Genomic DNA, 15,175 nt, shown 5'->3' with positions numbered 1-15,175 from the left:
ACACCCTTTTTGGTAAGCGCTATCATAAATTATGGAAGATAATAATTAAGAAAGGAGTAGCGAGTGAACAGTTGCAGCAAGCGATTAGATAAGAACAAATCATAGGAGGTAGCAATGAAGAAGTTAGAAGGTACTTTAGCTGGATTGTTGGTAACGGTGATGATGGGAATTGCTCTGAAAGAACCGGTCGTTTATGCACAAGTAGATGCCACAAATCCCGAGGTAAGGGTTTCGATGGATAATCAACCGGAGTCCTCTTACTGGTTCCCTGATGAATTGCTTAAATGGACGTTTGATCAGGATACAGATGCGAAATACAATGTTAGTGTTGAGCCTTTAGCCACACGAGTGGAGAAATCGCACTTATTAAAATCGAATACTACCCAAAACGAAAAGATGAAGGTTGTCGCACTTTCGATCATGAATAATAGCACTAGTGGAAGTGCACCAAGAGGGAGCAATCAGTTTGATGCAAATGTTTTTTCGAATTGGCAATATATTGATCAATTGGTTTATTGGGGAGGCTCAGCTGGCGAAGGTATTATTGTTCCGCCAAGCCCAGATGTTACCGATGCGGCGCACAAAAATGGTGTGCCTGTTTTAGGTACGATCTTTTTTCCGCAAGGGGCCCATGGCGGAAAAATCGAATGGTTGAATACTTTTTTAGAAAAAGATGATCAAGGTCATTTTCCAATCGTGGACAAGATGATCGAAGTCGCACAAAGATATGGGTTTGATGGATGGTTCATCAATCAAGAGACAGAAACCAATCTAACAAAAAAGCACGCTGATTTAATGAAAGAACTGATTGGGGAATTTAAACAAAAATCAGCTGGAGCGTTAGAGGTTATGTGGTACGATTCCATGACAAGTGATGGGAAAATGGATTGGCAGAATGCGTTGACTGATCAAAACCAAGATTATTTAGTGGATGCTGATTTGAATCCAGTAGCAGATAGCATGTTTTTGAATTTTTGGTGGAATACCTCTAGCTTAGCAGGCCAAGATCTATTGCGTAAATCAAAAGAAAAAGCAGAAAGTTTAGCGATTGATCCCTATGATTTATTTGCGGGAATCGATGTCCAAGAAAAAGGGTACGATACACCGGTCAGATGGGATTTGTTTACGGATAAGAAGGGAATACCCTATACTTCACTAGGGATTTACGTCCCAAGTTGGACCTATTCTTCTTCCAATGACCCAATGGACTACCAACAAAAAGAAGAAAAATTCTGGATCAATGAACAAGGGGATCCTACTAAAAGTACACTACCAACCGGCACAAGTTGGCCTGGAATCTCTACTTTTTCGGTTGAACAAACCGCTATTACGCAATGGCCTTTTATCACCAATTTCAATGTTGGAAATGGTTACAGCTATTTTAGCAATGGGCAACAAGTTTCAACAAATGAATGGAATAATCGAAGTCTCCAAGATATCATGCCGACTTACCGCTATATTATCGAAGAAGGAGCTGGCAATAAATTAGCTGGTAGTGTGGACTATACTACTGCTTTTAATGGTGGGAGTTCCTTGGCTTTTAAAGGAAAACTTGCGGAAAAAGTAACAAGTAAGATCAAACTGTATCAAACAAAAGTCAAAGTCGAAAAAAACATGTCATTTACGACGACAGCCAAAGCATCTGATCGAACCACGTTGAAACTAGTATTAGGTTTTGCTGATGGTACATTTGAAACGTTTAATGGCAATAAAAAAATAGGGAATGACTGGACAACGGTTTCTTATCCTTTGAATAAAGCAACTGGAAAAGAAGTAACGTCGATTGCCTATGAGGTAGCCTCAGCAAAAGCAAGTGAGAATTATGAGTTATTCTTAGGTCAAATTTCTGCGACACCTAAAAAGGTGCTGAGTCCAACAGCGGTCAATGATGTTACGTTCGATGATTTGTCATTTGACGAAGAAGCAATGTTTGCCGGGATCAGATTATCTTGGACTAGTCCACAAGCAGATCGCATCAAACACTATGAAATTTACCGAGTTCTAGACGATGGAACACGTGTCTTTATCGGAGCCACACCTGCTGAGAATTATTTTATCAATGGCTTAGAACGTCAAAATGCAACAGCTACAGCTATCGAAGTTGTGCCAGTTGATATCTATGGCAACAAGGGTGAACCTTCCAGACCAATCCGTTTTGACTGGCCACCTGTTCAGTTACCACGTGCTTCCTTTACTGTCTCAAAAACTTTGGTAGCGCCAGGAGAACCGATCACTTTCACGAACACCTCTTCACGAAATACCCAAAGCTTAAAGTGGACATTCAAAGGTGCTGATGTAGAGTCAAGCACGGAAGAACAGCCTCGTGTCACTTATTCAAAAGAAGGAAGCTACGATGTAGAATTGACAGCGATCAATGAAGCAGGAGAAACGACAACTGAAATGAAAGGGATCGTTACGGTTACCAAGAATGCCCAAGCTGGTCTGAGTTTATTATCTAAAGGTGCCAAAGCAGAAGCCTCTTCATATGTGAATGAATCAGAGGCACCAAAGTTTGCTGTCGATGGTGATCTTGGAACAAAATGGTGTGCTGTAGGGAGTGCGCCACATACCATCACGGTTGATTTAGGAACAGCTAAATTGATCAGTGAAGTGCGCATGGCTCACGCTTCTGCAGGAGGAGAAAGTGTAGGCATGAATACCAAAGCTTATACTATAGAAGTGAGTGCAGACGGAGAAAATTTCCAAGAAGTTTCGCGAACAACTAATAATACGCAAGGTTCAACGCTAAATACCTTTGCAGCAACGACTGCCCGATTTGTGAGAGTCATCATCGATCAACCAACTCAAGGTGCAGATACAGCTGTCCGTCTTTATGAACTAGAAGTTTATGGGTTAGCAGAATAAAAGTTGAGTGATTGTTTCTGAACAAAAAGGAGTTTTGACAGAAGTATCTAATCATGAAAATAAGCCGAAGAATCCAAAAATAGTTTCTTCTATCTTTGGATTCTTCGGCCAATGTTTTGCTAGAGGTGAATACTTCAACACCTTTTATTCGTTTCTTGAATCAGTTTCAGTTCATCACTAATTCCATTCAAGTTTTGCTGAGTGGCTCTTTTTTTTATTATAAATGATATAGAGAACTGTACAGATCAAAGGAATGATACCAGAAACAATGTATAATCCTCTAAATGACGTATAAGATTTCAATATTCCCATCAAGTAGGGGCCAACACCTAGACCTAGATCTAATCCGATGAAGTAAGTTGAAAGAGCGATACTGATACGGTGTTCTTTGACGATTTTCAAACAAACTGCTTGTCCGTTTGACATGAAAGTCCCGTAACCTAAACCAACGAGTGCGCCTGAAATAAGTAAGGTGATGCTGTTCGTTGTCGCACTTAGTAGAAACAAGCCAGCAGTCAAGAACAAATAGCTAGGATACATGACATACTGTTCACCTTTAGCATCAAAAATACGTCCCGTCAATGGGCGAGTGAAGGTGATAACTAACGCATAGACCACAAAGAAAAAGGAGCCTGCAGCGACTAAATGAATGACTTTCGTATAAGAAGACAAGAAGGACAAAACACTTGAATAAGAAAGACCCATTAAAAAGGCGATTCCTGTAATGAACAATGCTTTTTTCTCAATGAATCCATGGATACTCCAAGATTGTAGTGATTTTCTTTGAGTATCTGATAAATCAATGTTTTTGACTGGGAACATCAGACAGGCAATCGTTACAAGAAAAACTAAAACGATAGAAAACCAAATAATAAAATGAAAATCAGTCAGATTAAGCAAGATCATTCCTAAAAAGGGTCCGATAGCAGCGGCTAAACTAGTACTTAAACCATAATAATTGATCCCTTCTCCTTTTTTTGATTCAGGAATATAGGCAGTGACGATCGCATTGGTTGCTGTCGAAACGGTCCCGTAGCCAAACCCATTTAAAAAACGTACCAGATATAATACGCCGATCGTTGGGGTGAAAAGATAGGCTAAAGTAGAGAGTAAATAAAAAATCGCTCCACCACGCAAAGTAAACTTGCGCCCAAATAATTCAAGTTGTTTACCCATAAATAAACGAGCCAATAGTGTACCTATGATGTAGATACCAGAAGCAAAACCTGCTTGGCTCATACTAGCATGTAAATCATCTTGAGCAATAACGGCAATAATGACCATCAGTAAATAATAAATTAAATAGACAATGAAATTAATAAGAGTGATTCCGATAAAATGTTTATTGAATAATTTTTTTTCCATTTGCTTTGTGTTTACCCCTTAATCTGAATAAGCTTTTAATTTTTGGATTTGTACTTCAACATCGTGGTAATTTGATGGGTAGCGATCGACCAATTGACGAATGAACAAGTCTCGAGTCGTCATAAATAATTCTAAAAATTCTTCTAATTCGTTCGATGGTTTTTCATCGACTGCTTTGATCAATTCAATCGAATTTTGGTAAGCATCATTTAAGAAAACCAAAGAAGCTTTCATGTCAAATCTTGTTTGATAAGCTGTTTCAAGTCGATTAATAATTGTTTTCATCCAGTAGTTCATATTTTTTTCCTCAATTCTTTCATTTTTTTTTTACATTCGCAGTATAACGAAACGAAAAGAAGAAAAAAATCACAGACATAATTTAAAATGGTACTTAACAAATGTTAATATCATTAGTAAAATACCTTTGGGCTTTAAAATACTTAGAAATCTTGTATTATTTTTTTAGATAAATGTTTGGATGGGGGAGCATGATTGGACAGCAGAGTGCTAAAGGAATATTTAGAGAAAAATCAATTTCCAATTGTACGAAAAAGATATCATAAGTATCTAACTTTTGAAGGAGTGGAGGATTGTTACACGTATATTTTGAAAGAAGGCACGGTCAAAGCAAGTGTCATCTCAAATGATGGTCGTGAGTTCAACTTGAGGTATATTAAAGATCTAGAGATTGTTTCACTTTTAAAAGATGAATATTCGCAGTTTATTGATTCGCCGTACAATATTCGGATTGAATCTGAATATGCAGAATTTTATCGAATCAATCGAGTGAAATTTTGGGAACATATCAACGAAGATCCAAAGATGCAACACTATGTAAAAGAGTATTATCGGTATCGTTTGCTGTATTCCATGAAAAAAATGCAACAAATGCTTTTAAATGGGAAATTAGGTGCTGTATGTACGCAACTTTACGAGTTATATGATTTATTTGGGGTTCGGACAGAGGAAGGCATGATGATCGATTTTGTGATCACTAATGAAGAAATCGCCAAGTTTTGCGGAATCTCTACCGCTAGTAGTGTGAGTAGGATCTTAAAACAACTGAAAGAAAATGGGATAATCACCGTTAAAGATCATCGGATCATTATCACCAATATGGATTTATTAGAAGACAATATTATCTTTTAAATAGGATCAGTGGAAAACATAAGATGCTTCCTTCATGTAGTTGTATCAGCTTTAGCTGACGACAATGCATGAAGGAAGCATCTTAATTTATGGATGATTGTTCCTATTGTGGTGCTTTAAAAGCTTCGACCACCACCACCGAAAGTCCCGCCACCGCTGGAATGAGTCGTACTTCCGCCACCGCCGCTGCCAGGAGGTGGGCTTTTTGGAATCCTGCGTGTAGTGACAAAGGAGTTGGTTAAGCGATCTGTTTTATCCGTTAATTTTACGTTTGATTTTTCTCTAAATGGGTATTTATAAGTTCCTGATTTCAACTGATACCTCGAAACTGTTACAAAGTAGAATACGAGGCTCAATGCCAGGGCTAAGATGATAGAAATCACTATTTCAGTCGTCGTCAACACTTTATACCGCGTGATCTTACCAGTCTCTTCATCAATTTGATAATGTCCTCCAGGAACTCCAGCTTCTACATATTCTGAAGTTTTAGTCAAATAGGCTTGAGCTGCTGCAAAATAAGCCGAATTCGTCATTTGGTCGTAGACATCATCTAATGTGTCATTGATCCGAGCATCATCAAGATAATCGATCATATTACCAGAAGTTGAAATGTAAATCTCACGTTGCCCCATATCTAACAACAGAACAGCCCCATTTTGATCATTACCGATCGCATTTCTTAAGTAATCATCTGCAAACGTTCGAGGTTCTTCTGAGTTGGAAGTCGTCGTTACGATAAAGATTTGTCCTTTGATCTTCTCATTGATAGGCTGGATTTGTTGCTCTAAAGATTGGACCTGCTCTTGCGTGAACAAACCAGCTTCATCGTTCACTGCGGGTGTAGCAGCGTCAACGGAAGAACTCCAAAAGAAACCGAATAGGACTAGAAAGAAAAGTAAAATTCTTTTTTTCATATCAAGTATCCTCCAATCATAAAGAGGATCGCCAATACAGCAAAGATTCCAAAAGCCGTCAAGCCCAGTTTTTTATGACTGATGGGTAAAACACCACTGACTTTACCTGTTTGACCATTCATGGCGTAATAATAGACTTTCTTATTGGCATCACTACTGCGATAAGTGACTAACCATACCGGTAAAAGAACATATTCATTATTCTCACTAGTGATATCTGTCGAAGTCCGAACATTGGTCAATGTGGTATAACCATTTGCGGTGTCACGTAACAATTTCTCGGAGTAATCTTGCAGTTCATCTTGCACTTGTGATTTGATTGCTTCATATTCGATATCTCGTTTTTCTGCTTGAAACCCTGCCAGATACTGACTTTTGAAGTCAATTGCCTTGTTCAAAGGAAACGGTTGGACTGCTTCCACCATTTTTTGTTGGGTATTCTTGGACAACGCATTTTTTACTAGTTCTTTAAAGGAAAGTGAGCCTTCTCGATGAACAGCAAACTGTTTGGTTTCTGTATACTCGATGTCACCCACTCGCCAAATACGAATCACTGTTCCGGTCGCTTGCATAGAGCCGTCAACGGTTGCATCCGTTGTCCAATAAGGAAAATAAACGCCAGTTAGTTTGTCGATTTGGTCTTTGTTGAAAAATTCTTTGGGTACAAACCATTTTTTCTTTGTCCAAGCTAAGAATTTTTCGACCGCCTCTTCTTTTTCGACTGCAAACGGTAAGACTTTATTTGGCAGTAATTTTCCACTTAACCGCCCGGATAAAACAACTGGATTGTGACAATAGTAGCAGTAAGTAGCAGCCGTTGTTGCATCGGTCACGATCTCTGCTCCACAGCTTGGACAAAGAAATAGTTCCATCGTTGCTTCTGTTTCTTCTTCCACTGATTCAGCTGGTGTTGCTTGATCGCTAGGATCAGAAAAACCACCAGCTTCTTCAAACGCTTTTCGTTCTGCTTCATCCATCTGCTCCAACTGTTCATCTGCAGTAAAAGTAAAATCTTTTTCAGAATCTTGTTGGGAAGGCGGTTGATCTTCTGAGTGAATCCCTCGGGCTGCTTTTTGTTCTTGTTCGTACTGACTGACTTCTTCCTCAGTGTAAACATTTAAACAATAGTCACAGTGGAATTTTTGATCTTTTGGATCAAACGTGAGAGGACCCCCACAGTTTGGGCATTTATGTGTAAGAACGTCCATTCTATCCACACCTTTCTAAAACTTAGTCGAGTGGGATTCCTTTGAATGGTTTTCCACAATTTGGACAAAACTTAGGGATACCATTTGAAAGATCGACCACTTCGTTACATTCACTACATTTCATTTGTAACTTTGGTTGGACATTTGCAACTGGCTTGGCTGCCCCACAGTTAGAACAGAATTTTCCCGTATTTTCAGTTCCGCAGACTGGACATGTCCAAGTATCATTGCTCCCTTGAGCAGTTTGTTGGTTTTGTTTTTCAGCTTGTTGTTTGATTTGTTCCTGGTTATTTTGTGCTGCTTGTGAAAGGTAAGAACCATTAGCATTCATTCCCATTCCCATGCCCATAAAGCCAGTCATCGCGCCGGCATCATTTTTACCAGCTGCTTCCATCCCACGAGCAATCGAACCTTGAACATAGCCTTCACGAACACTTGGATCTCCCAACATCGCACCTTCATTACGCATATTGATCAATTTCACTGAATCATCTGTGTAAGAAATACTTGCTACTGCGACAGAAACGATTTCCATACCACGTAATTCATTCCAAGATTCATCTAAAACATTGCCCATGTATTTACTTAATTCTAAGCTTTTTGATGGAACATAAGAAATGCGCTGACCATCAGCAGACATTTGGTTGATCGCAGCTTGAAGAGCTGTTAAAAATTCTGCCAGATACTGCTCATTAATATCTGAGATTTCTACTTGCGTTTTGTTTTTAGGAATAGCGTTGGTATAAAACAAAATTGGATCAGTAATATGGATCGAATAAGTACCATGAGCTCGTAAGAACAATTCAGCATTGTAAAAATTGTCAAAATAGTTCAGCGGCGCACTGGTACCAAACTTGATTCCTTTGATTTCTTGAAGATTGATATAAAAGACTTGTTGCTTTTGAGGTGTCACGCCACCGAATTTAAAACGTTCAAAAGTTTCTGCGATCGCACCTTTCAATGAACCATTGAACATGGAAGGAGCAGAGTCATTTTTGATCGTGTAGTAGCCTTCTTCAGCAGTATAATCAATGATTTTACCACCATCTACAAGGAGCATCATCATATTCGGATAGACATGGACAACGGTTCCGTCAGTTAGAACATCCTCTGTTCCTTTACGATTGGAGCCACGTTTATCATCTTTACGTACTTTCACACCTTTTGTCATAACTGTTGTATCGCTCATATCCGCTGGTTCGATTACTTCGATCCATTGATCTGCTAATCCACCGCCGATCATGCTTGTTGCTGCTTTGATAAGACCCATAAAAAATTCCTCCCTTTATGAATGTTGATTGTTAAATGAATGACTCTATTATACCATAGGAGCAATGAAAAACTCTCAGGCGAAAGATGGATATTAGCTGTTTAGCTGATTTTCTTTCAGTTGCAAAAAACAAGGAAGATCGAGAAAGCTGTTTGTGAGTATTTATTTGAAAGAATCGGGGAATACACAAGTAACTACAAACGACAAATCATGATTCTTCTCATAACTATAGTAGTTTTTTTTAGCAAAATCACGTATAATAAAAGATAGTGAATTTTTCAAAAAAGGGGGATCTTCATGGCATATCAAGCACTCTATCGTGTCTGGCGTTCACAGCGTTTCGAAGACATCGTCGGGCAAAAAGCGGTGACACAGACGTTGAAAAATGCTATCGTTTCCCATAAAACTTCTCATGCTTATCTATTTACAGGACCACGAGGAACTGGTAAAACGAGTGCAGCTAAAATTTTTGCAAAAGCTATCAACTGTCCGAATAGTCAAGATGGAGAACCTTGTAATCATTGTGAAATGTGTCAGTCGATTACAGCGGGAACACAAGAAGACGTGATTGAAATCGACGCAGCAAGTAATAACGGAGTCGAAGAAATACGTTTTATTCGAGATCGAGCGAACTACGCACCGACAAAAGCAACTTATAAAATCTATATCATAGATGAAGTGCATATGCTTTCTACCGGAGCGTTCAATGCATTGTTGAAAACTTTAGAAGAACCTAAAGAAAATGTTATTTTTATTTTAGCAACAACCGAGCCACATAAGATACCAGCAACGATCATTTCCAGAACACAACGCTTTGATTTCAAACGAATCAATGCAGCAGATATCGTTGAGCATTTGGCATACATTTTAAAGCAATCAGACGTACAATATGAAGAACCAGCACTAGGGGTTATTGCTCGAGCAGCAGAAGGCGGGATGCGTGATGCGCTAAGTATCATGGACCAAGCGATTTCTTTTAGTAATGGGATCGTAACTGTGGATGATGCGATGCAAGTAACCGGTAGTCTAACCAACGAGATGATGGATGAATTTTTAGGCGCTTGTGTGAATAATGAAGTGCCCAAAGCGTTAGAATCATTAACAGATATCTTAGCTGCTGGTAAGGAAGCACGGCGCTTTTTAGAAGATCTTTTACAGTATTGTCGTGATTTACTGATGTACCAACAAGCGCCAAATCTCGTAGCAGAACGAACAACTTCACTTCGAGAACCATTTGTCGAACTAGCAAAAGAAGTACCTGCACCTCGACTTTTTCAGATGATCCATATTTTGAGTGAAACACAAAATGAGATTCGTTTTACTAATAGTGCTACGATCTATCTGGAAGTAGCAACCGTCAAGCTAGCTCAAGCTTCTGGTTCAGCTGCTCCTTCAAGTAGTAACCAAGCAAGTGAAGTAGACAGTCAGTTAATTAATCAGCTACAAGCAGAGATCAAAGAGCTAAAAAAAGCGATCAACGAGATCAAAACGAATGGGGGAACCCCTTCAACTACTGCCAAGCAAACACAAGCTCCTGTTCAAAAGAAACAAGCAAGTACGTATCGGATACCAACTGAACGAGTGTATCAGGTTCTAAGAGAAGCGACCAGAAAGCATTTGAATGAAGTCAAAGAAGTCTGGGACGATTTGTTGATGAGTTTGTCTGTGACACAACGAGCGATGCTTAAAGCAAGTGAACCAGTTGCGGCTAGTCCTACTGGGTTAGTCATTGCGTTTGATTACGAGATCGTTTGTCAACGAGCTGCTAACGACGAAGAATTACAGTTGGCGATCCATAATAATTTAAGTCGAATGATCAAAGACTATGCACCAGATTCAGTCTATATCACGAGAGAAAGCTGGCCAACGATCCGCAAAGACTATTTAGTCCAAGCAAAAGACGGGAGTAATGATGATTCTTTTGCTCCGGAAGATTCAGATGAAGAGATCGAACTGATCCCTCAACAAGCACCAAGTGAAGAAACGATCGTCACGAAAGCCGAAGAAATCTTTGGCACAGATGTTGTGACAATCATTGATGATTAAATAAAAAAAGGAGAATGATCAATTATGATGCGCGGAATGGGAAACATGCAAGGGATGATGAAACAAGTCCAAAAAATGCAAAAAGAGATGGTTCAAGCACAAGAACAATTGAACGAAACAGAATTTACTGGTGTAGCAACCAATGAGTTAGTAAAAGTTATTTTTACAGGTGATCGTCGGATGAAAGACATCCAAATCAGTGAAGGTGTCGTGGATCCTGAAGATACAGAAATGTTGCAAGACCTGTTGATGATGGCTGTCAATGATGCTTTGACAAAAATCGATGCAGAATCTGAAAAAACAATGGGAAAATACACTAAGGGGTTACCCTTCTAATTTTTCCTAAAGGGGTAATGAAAATGCAATATCCAGAACCAATTGCTAAATTGATCGATAGTTACATGAGACTGCCAGGGATCGGTCAGAAAACAGCCACAAGATTAGCTTTCTACACGATCGATATGAAAGATGAAATCGTGAATGAATTTGCTAAATCGTTGTTAAGTGTCAAACGAGATCTTCATTTTTGTAGTGTTTGCGGCAACATCACAGAAGAAGACCCATGTGAGATTTGTAAAGATCCTTCAAGAGATCGTGGGGTTATCTTAGTTGTCGAAGAACCAAAAGACGTGATGGCGTTAGAAAAAATGCGGGAATATCGTGGGCTTTATCATGTTCTACATGGGGTTCTTTCTCCAATGGAAGGGACTGGACCTGAAGATATCAACATTTCTTCGTTACTTGAACGCCTACATGATGATCAAGTGAAAGAAGTGATCATTGCAACAAATGCAACCACTGAAGGAGAAGCTACTGCCATGTATCTTTCACGATTGATCAAACCGGCTGGTATCAAAGTCACTCGATTGGCCCACGGCTTATCCGTTGGTTCGGATATCGAATATGCTGATGAAGTGACCCTGTTAAAAGCGGTAGAAGGCAGACGCGAGTTATAAATTTTCTATAAAAAAGAATTTCGGCTACAATAAAGAAGTAACGCAAGAGATGGGGGCAAAAATGTGAACGGACTATTTATTACGATCGAGGGACCAGATGGAGCTGGGAAAACCAGTATTCTAAATGAGTTATTCCCTCTTTTGAAAAAAGTAGCAAAAACAAAGATCATTCAAACAAGAGAACCAGGTGGGATCCCGATTGCCGAAGAGATTCGGGCAGTTATCCTTGATCCTAAAAATGATCGGATGGATGAACGGACAGAAGCTTTGCTATATGCTGCGGCTAGAAGACAGCATTTGGTCGAGAAAGTCCTACCTGCTTTATCAGAAGGAAGCATTATTTTATGTGATCGATTTGTAGACAGCTCATTGGCTTATCAAGGGGCGGGACGTAGAATTGGTGTTTCTGAGATTGCCCGCTTGAATGAATTTGCTACAGAAGGTACGACACCTGACTTTACCCTTTATCTCGATATTGATTCAGATACTGGATTGCATCGCATTAAAGAGAACCGAAGAGGTCAAATCGATCGATTAGATTCAGAAGGATTGGAATTTCATCAACGAGTACGTCATGCGTATTTAAAAATAGCTGAAGAGAATCCTGAACGTATTTATAAAATTGATGCAAGAAAGGGCTTTGAAGAGGTACTTCAAACAAGTTACAGAGCCATTGTTGAACAATATCCACAATTTTTTGAAAACTAGGAAGGTGACTGTATATGAAAATTATTTTAGCAATTATTCAAGACAAAGACAGTAATCGTTTATCCAATGAATTGATTGATGCCAATATCCGTGCAACAAAATTATCTTCAACTGGTGGCTTTTTGAAAGCTGGCAACAGTACATTTATTGTTGGGATTGAAGACGAACGTGTAGAAGAAGCATTAGAAATCATCAAAAAAACTTGTGAATCAAGAAAACAATTTGTTTCAACACCTGTCACGTTGGATATCTCTATGGACGGTGGAGTTCCTTATCCAGTAGAAGTTGAAGTCGGTGGAGCAACCGTCTTTGTGTTACCAGTTGAAGGATTTCATCAATTTTAGGAGGCGCCATGGATCAAGAATTTACGCTGGATCAAATGCAACCTATCGTGTATCAACAGCTTCAACGAAGTTTTGAGCATGGGCGCCTCGCTCATGCTTATCTTTTTGAAGGCGAAAAAGGAACGGGAAAACACGAAATGGGGATTTGGTTAGCACAACACCTGTTTTGTACGAATCTGCAGGAACAACTTCCTTGTGGAGTATGCAATAATTGTCAACGAATCCAAAACCAAGAACATCCAGACGTTTTAACGATCGTACCAGAAGGGCAAACGATCAAAGTCGATCAAATTAGACGTTTGCAAACCGAATTTAGTCGTAGTGGTTATGAATCTCGGAAGAAAGTTTTCCTTATTCAAGAAGCAGAAAAGATGAATGCAAGTGCAGCAAATAGTTTGCTTAAGTTTTTAGAAGAACCGCCAGGCGATTTTCTAGCGATCTTAGAAACGGATTCGATTGGGCGAATCTTACCAACGATTCAATCACGCTGCCAAATCTTGCATTTTCAGGAGCTGGCTAAAGATGCGTTGATTTATAAATTACAACAAGCACAGATTCCTTTAGAAAAAGCGAAACTTTTGACTTTCTTGACGAACAGTTTCACAAAAGCAGTTGAAATATCGCAAAATGAATGGTTTAATGATGCTAAGGATTCGATTCAACAGTGGTTTGTGTATTTGCAAAAAAATGATACACAAGCATTCATTTATGTTCAAAAAAGGTTAATAAAGACTTTTAAAGAAAAATCGCAACAATTTACTGGTTTATCGATCTTAATGTTTTATTATCAAGAAGCTTTACAACAAGCTTTAATAGCAGAAAATCTTAGAAAAGTAACACGTATTAATCAGACGATTGAGCGTATTTTATTAGCGGAACAGAAATTAAGAAGCAATGTCAGCTTCCAAGCAGTAGCGGAACAGTTTGTTTTACAAACAATTACTGGCTGAGACAGCAGGAAAAATGAGGGTCAAGGGGGATGGAAATGGTCGAAGTAGTAGGTGTCCGTTATAAAGAAGCAGGTCCTATCTATTATTTTAAACCTGGTCAATTAACGTATGAATACAACGAGAAAGTAATCGTTGAAACTCAAAAAAACTTACATATTGCAACTGTCGCCATTCCTAAAGCAGAACTTGATCCGGAAGAATTGCCTGAGCAAATCAGTTCAATTTTGCATAAAGCGACACAAGCAGAACTCGAAAAAGAGCAAAAAAATAAAGAAGATGCAGAACAAGCCAGGCTGATTGCGAAAGAAAAAGTCCAAAAACATGGGTTAGAAATGAAGATCATTCATGTAGAATATACGTTAGATCGTAGTAAACTCATTTTTTCATTCACAGCAGATGGACGAATTGATTTTCGGGAATTAGTCAAAGACTTAGCTGCCGTGTTTCGTACTAGGATTGAACTTCAACAAATCGGAGTACGAGATGAAGCAAAATTGCTAGGTGGGATTGGTCCATGTGGACGGCCTTTATGCTGTGCTTCATTTTTAGGAGATTTTGTCCCAGTTTCAATCAAAATGGCAAAAAATCAAAATTTGTCCTTAAACCCGACTAAGATATCAGGGTTGTGTGGACGTTTGATGTGTTGCTTGCAATATGAAAATGAAGAATATGAATTAGCAAAAAAAGCACTTCCAGATTTTGGAACAGTGGTTAACACTCCTGATGGTAAAGGGAAAGTTGTCGGCTTGAACTTACTTAATCGACTAGTAAATGTTCGATTAACAGGTCGGGAAAATCCAATCGAATATGAATGGGATGAATTGAAAAACTTCATCCAGGTAGGTGAGATAAATGGATAAGAGATCATTATATGATGGCTTGAACCAATTAGAATCAGAGCTAAGAAATACATTAACTGAATTGGTGGAAATGAAGCAAGCATTACATGAGATCGTTGAAAAAAATACAACGTTGGAAATGGAAAATCAACGTTTAAGAGAGCATTTACGGGAATTAAATCAAGTACAAACACCAGCAGATAATGTGAAACAAGAACTTTCAAAATCTCGTATGAACTTAGAAAAGATTTATGAAGAAGGCTTTCATGTTTGTTATGATCTCTATGGCTCAAGACGTGAGAATGACGAACCTTGTGCCTTTTGTTTAGAAGTCATCTATCGAGAAAGCGGACGGTAAACAAAGAGATTTGAAACAAGCCTGATATTGCTTATTTTTAGCGATCAATAAACGGCACTCACAGTATCACTTCTATGGAATTAAGTCCGAAAATAAAAAATAAGAAATGCTATTTTTCAATGTTTCGCCCTTAATTCTTAAAGGAGGCCGTGTTGTTCACGACCTCTTATATGGCGTTCAAAGCATTGCATCTGCGGAATTAA

15 protein-coding genes are annotated in these 15,175 nt (G+C 38.8%); 10 read left to right on the top strand and 5 right to left on the bottom strand.

From position 1 onward, the window contains the following. Window positions 1-114 precede the first annotated feature (114 nt). Window positions 115-2,865: a discoidin domain-containing protein gene (locus tag AB5M32_RS05360; RefSeq protein WP_368024357.1), complete on the top strand. Its 2,751-nt coding sequence runs from the start codon at window positions 115-117 to the stop codon at window positions 2,863-2,865. 177 nt (window positions 2,866-3,042) lie between these two features. Here the strand turns inward: AB5M32_RS05360 and AB5M32_RS05355 are convergent, their stop codons facing one another. Beyond that, on the bottom strand, window positions 3,043-4,230 hold the full coding sequence (locus tag AB5M32_RS05355) for an MFS transporter (RefSeq protein WP_010718698.1): 1,188 nt from the start codon (window positions 4,228-4,230) through the stop codon (window positions 3,043-3,045). 18 nt (window positions 4,231-4,248) lie between these two features. Further along, window positions 4,249-4,527: a hypothetical protein gene (locus AB5M32_RS05350; protein ID WP_010718697.1), complete on the bottom strand. Its 279-nt coding sequence runs from the start codon at window positions 4,525-4,527 to the stop codon at window positions 4,249-4,251. A gap of 195 nt (window positions 4,528-4,722) precedes the next feature. On the opposite strand from AB5M32_RS05350, the gene AB5M32_RS05345 reads away from it, so the two are divergent. Beyond that, window positions 4,723-5,379, top strand: coding sequence for a Crp/Fnr family transcriptional regulator (locus AB5M32_RS05345; protein ID WP_010738044.1), 657 nt, complete (start codon window positions 4,723-4,725; stop codon window positions 5,377-5,379). Window positions 5,380-5,495: 116 nt separating this feature from the next. Here AB5M32_RS05345 and AB5M32_RS05340 read toward each other — a convergent pair whose 3' ends face one another. The 3 genes from AB5M32_RS05340 to AB5M32_RS05330 are packed head-to-tail and all read right to left on the bottom strand — an operon-like array spanning window position 5,496 to window position 8,771. Further along, window positions 5,496-6,293, bottom strand: coding sequence for a TPM domain-containing protein (locus AB5M32_RS05340; protein ID WP_178285742.1), 798 nt, complete (start codon window positions 6,291-6,293; stop codon window positions 5,496-5,498). Then, window positions 6,290-7,501, bottom strand: coding sequence for a hypothetical protein (locus tag AB5M32_RS05335; protein ID WP_010718694.1), 1,212 nt, complete (start codon window positions 7,499-7,501; stop codon window positions 6,290-6,292). Before AB5M32_RS05335 ends, AB5M32_RS05340 begins: the two co-directional genes overlap by 4 nt. Window positions 7,502-7,523: 22 nt before the next feature. Next, complete coding sequence (locus tag AB5M32_RS05330) at window positions 7,524-8,771, bottom strand: SPFH domain-containing protein (RefSeq protein WP_010718693.1); 1,248 nt, start codon at window positions 8,769-8,771, stop codon at window positions 7,524-7,526. A 297-nt stretch (window positions 8,772-9,068) separates the two neighbouring features. Here AB5M32_RS05330 and dnaX point away from each other — a divergent pair, with 297 nt between their 5' ends. The 8 genes from dnaX to AB5M32_RS05290 all read left to right on the top strand — a co-directional run bounded on the left by dnaX (window position 9,069) and on the right by AB5M32_RS05290 (window position 14,972). Continuing rightward, on the top strand, window positions 9,069-10,817 hold the full coding sequence (gene dnaX, locus AB5M32_RS05325) for a DNA polymerase III subunit gamma/tau (protein ID WP_034699015.1): 1,749 nt from the start codon (window positions 9,069-9,071) through the stop codon (window positions 10,815-10,817). 24 nt (window positions 10,818-10,841) lie between these two features. Then, entirely contained in the window at window positions 10,842-11,153 is a 312-nt protein-coding gene (locus AB5M32_RS05320; RefSeq protein ID WP_010718691.1) for a YbaB/EbfC family nucleoid-associated protein, read from the top strand. A 23-nt stretch (window positions 11,154-11,176) separates the two neighbouring features. Beyond that, window positions 11,177-11,773, top strand: coding sequence for a recombination mediator RecR (gene recR / locus AB5M32_RS05315; protein WP_010718690.1), 597 nt, complete (start codon window positions 11,177-11,179; stop codon window positions 11,771-11,773). A 63-nt stretch (window positions 11,774-11,836) separates the two neighbouring features. After that, window positions 11,837-12,481: a dTMP kinase gene (tmk, locus tag AB5M32_RS05310; protein WP_178285744.1), complete on the top strand. Its 645-nt coding sequence runs from the start codon at window positions 11,837-11,839 to the stop codon at window positions 12,479-12,481. A gap of 14 nt (window positions 12,482-12,495) precedes the next feature. Next, on the top strand, window positions 12,496-12,825 hold the full coding sequence (locus AB5M32_RS05305; RefSeq protein WP_010718688.1) for a cyclic-di-AMP receptor: 330 nt from the start codon (window positions 12,496-12,498) through the stop codon (window positions 12,823-12,825). Between the two features lie 8 nt (window positions 12,826-12,833). Continuing rightward, complete coding sequence (holB, locus tag AB5M32_RS05300; RefSeq protein ID WP_178285746.1) at window positions 12,834-13,775, top strand: DNA polymerase III subunit delta'; 942 nt, start codon at window positions 12,834-12,836, stop codon at window positions 13,773-13,775. A gap of 35 nt (window positions 13,776-13,810) precedes the next feature. Then, window positions 13,811-14,635: a stage 0 sporulation family protein gene (locus tag AB5M32_RS05295; protein WP_034699017.1), complete on the top strand. Its 825-nt coding sequence runs from the start codon at window positions 13,811-13,813 to the stop codon at window positions 14,633-14,635. Further along, entirely contained in the window at window positions 14,628-14,972 is a 345-nt protein-coding gene (locus AB5M32_RS05290) for a DNA replication initiation control protein YabA (RefSeq protein ID WP_010718685.1), read from the top strand. The genes AB5M32_RS05295 and AB5M32_RS05290 overlap by 8 nt, the downstream gene beginning before the upstream one ends. The last annotated feature ends 203 nt before the right edge of the window (window positions 14,973-15,175 follow it).

This window comes from Enterococcus sp. C57 (assembly GCF_040887305.1).
GTDB lineage: Bacteria > Bacillota > Bacilli > Lactobacillales > Enterococcaceae > Enterococcus_B > Enterococcus_B hirae.
This window is presented reverse-complemented; position numbering and strand designations above follow the sequence as displayed.

Excerpts from the sequence above, each read along its gene's own strand:
- AB5M32_RS05360 (WP_368024357.1), top strand. The coding sequence starts at position 115 with ATGAAGAAGTTAGAAGGTACTTTAGCTGGATTGTTGGTAACGGTGATG.
- AB5M32_RS05355 (WP_010718698.1), bottom strand. The coding sequence starts at position 4,230 with ATGGAAAAAAAATTATTCAATAAACATTTTATCGGAATCACTCTTATT.
- AB5M32_RS05350 (WP_010718697.1), bottom strand. The coding sequence starts at position 4,527 with ATGAACTACTGGATGAAAACAATTATTAATCGACTTGAAACAGCTTAT.
- AB5M32_RS05340 (WP_178285742.1), bottom strand. The coding sequence starts at position 6,293 with ATGAAAAAAAGAATTTTACTTTTCTTTCTAGTCCTATTCGGTTTCTTT.
- AB5M32_RS05335 (WP_010718694.1), bottom strand. The coding sequence starts at position 7,501 with ATGGACGTTCTTACACATAAATGCCCAAACTGTGGGGGTCCTCTCACG.
- AB5M32_RS05330 (WP_010718693.1), bottom strand. The coding sequence starts at position 8,771 with ATGGGTCTTATCAAAGCAGCAACAAGCATGATCGGCGGTGGATTAGCA.
- dnaX (WP_034699015.1), top strand. The coding sequence starts at position 9,069 with ATGGCATATCAAGCACTCTATCGTGTCTGGCGTTCACAGCGTTTCGAA.
- AB5M32_RS05320 (WP_010718691.1), top strand. The coding sequence starts at position 10,842 with ATGATGCGCGGAATGGGAAACATGCAAGGGATGATGAAACAAGTCCAA.
- recR (WP_010718690.1), top strand. The coding sequence starts at position 11,177 with ATGCAATATCCAGAACCAATTGCTAAATTGATCGATAGTTACATGAGA.
- AB5M32_RS05305 (WP_010718688.1), top strand. The coding sequence starts at position 12,496 with ATGAAAATTATTTTAGCAATTATTCAAGACAAAGACAGTAATCGTTTA.
- holB (WP_178285746.1), top strand. The coding sequence starts at position 12,834 with ATGGATCAAGAATTTACGCTGGATCAAATGCAACCTATCGTGTATCAA.
- AB5M32_RS05295 (WP_034699017.1), top strand. The coding sequence starts at position 13,811 with ATGGTCGAAGTAGTAGGTGTCCGTTATAAAGAAGCAGGTCCTATCTAT.
- AB5M32_RS05290 (WP_010718685.1), top strand. The coding sequence starts at position 14,628 with ATGGATAAGAGATCATTATATGATGGCTTGAACCAATTAGAATCAGAG.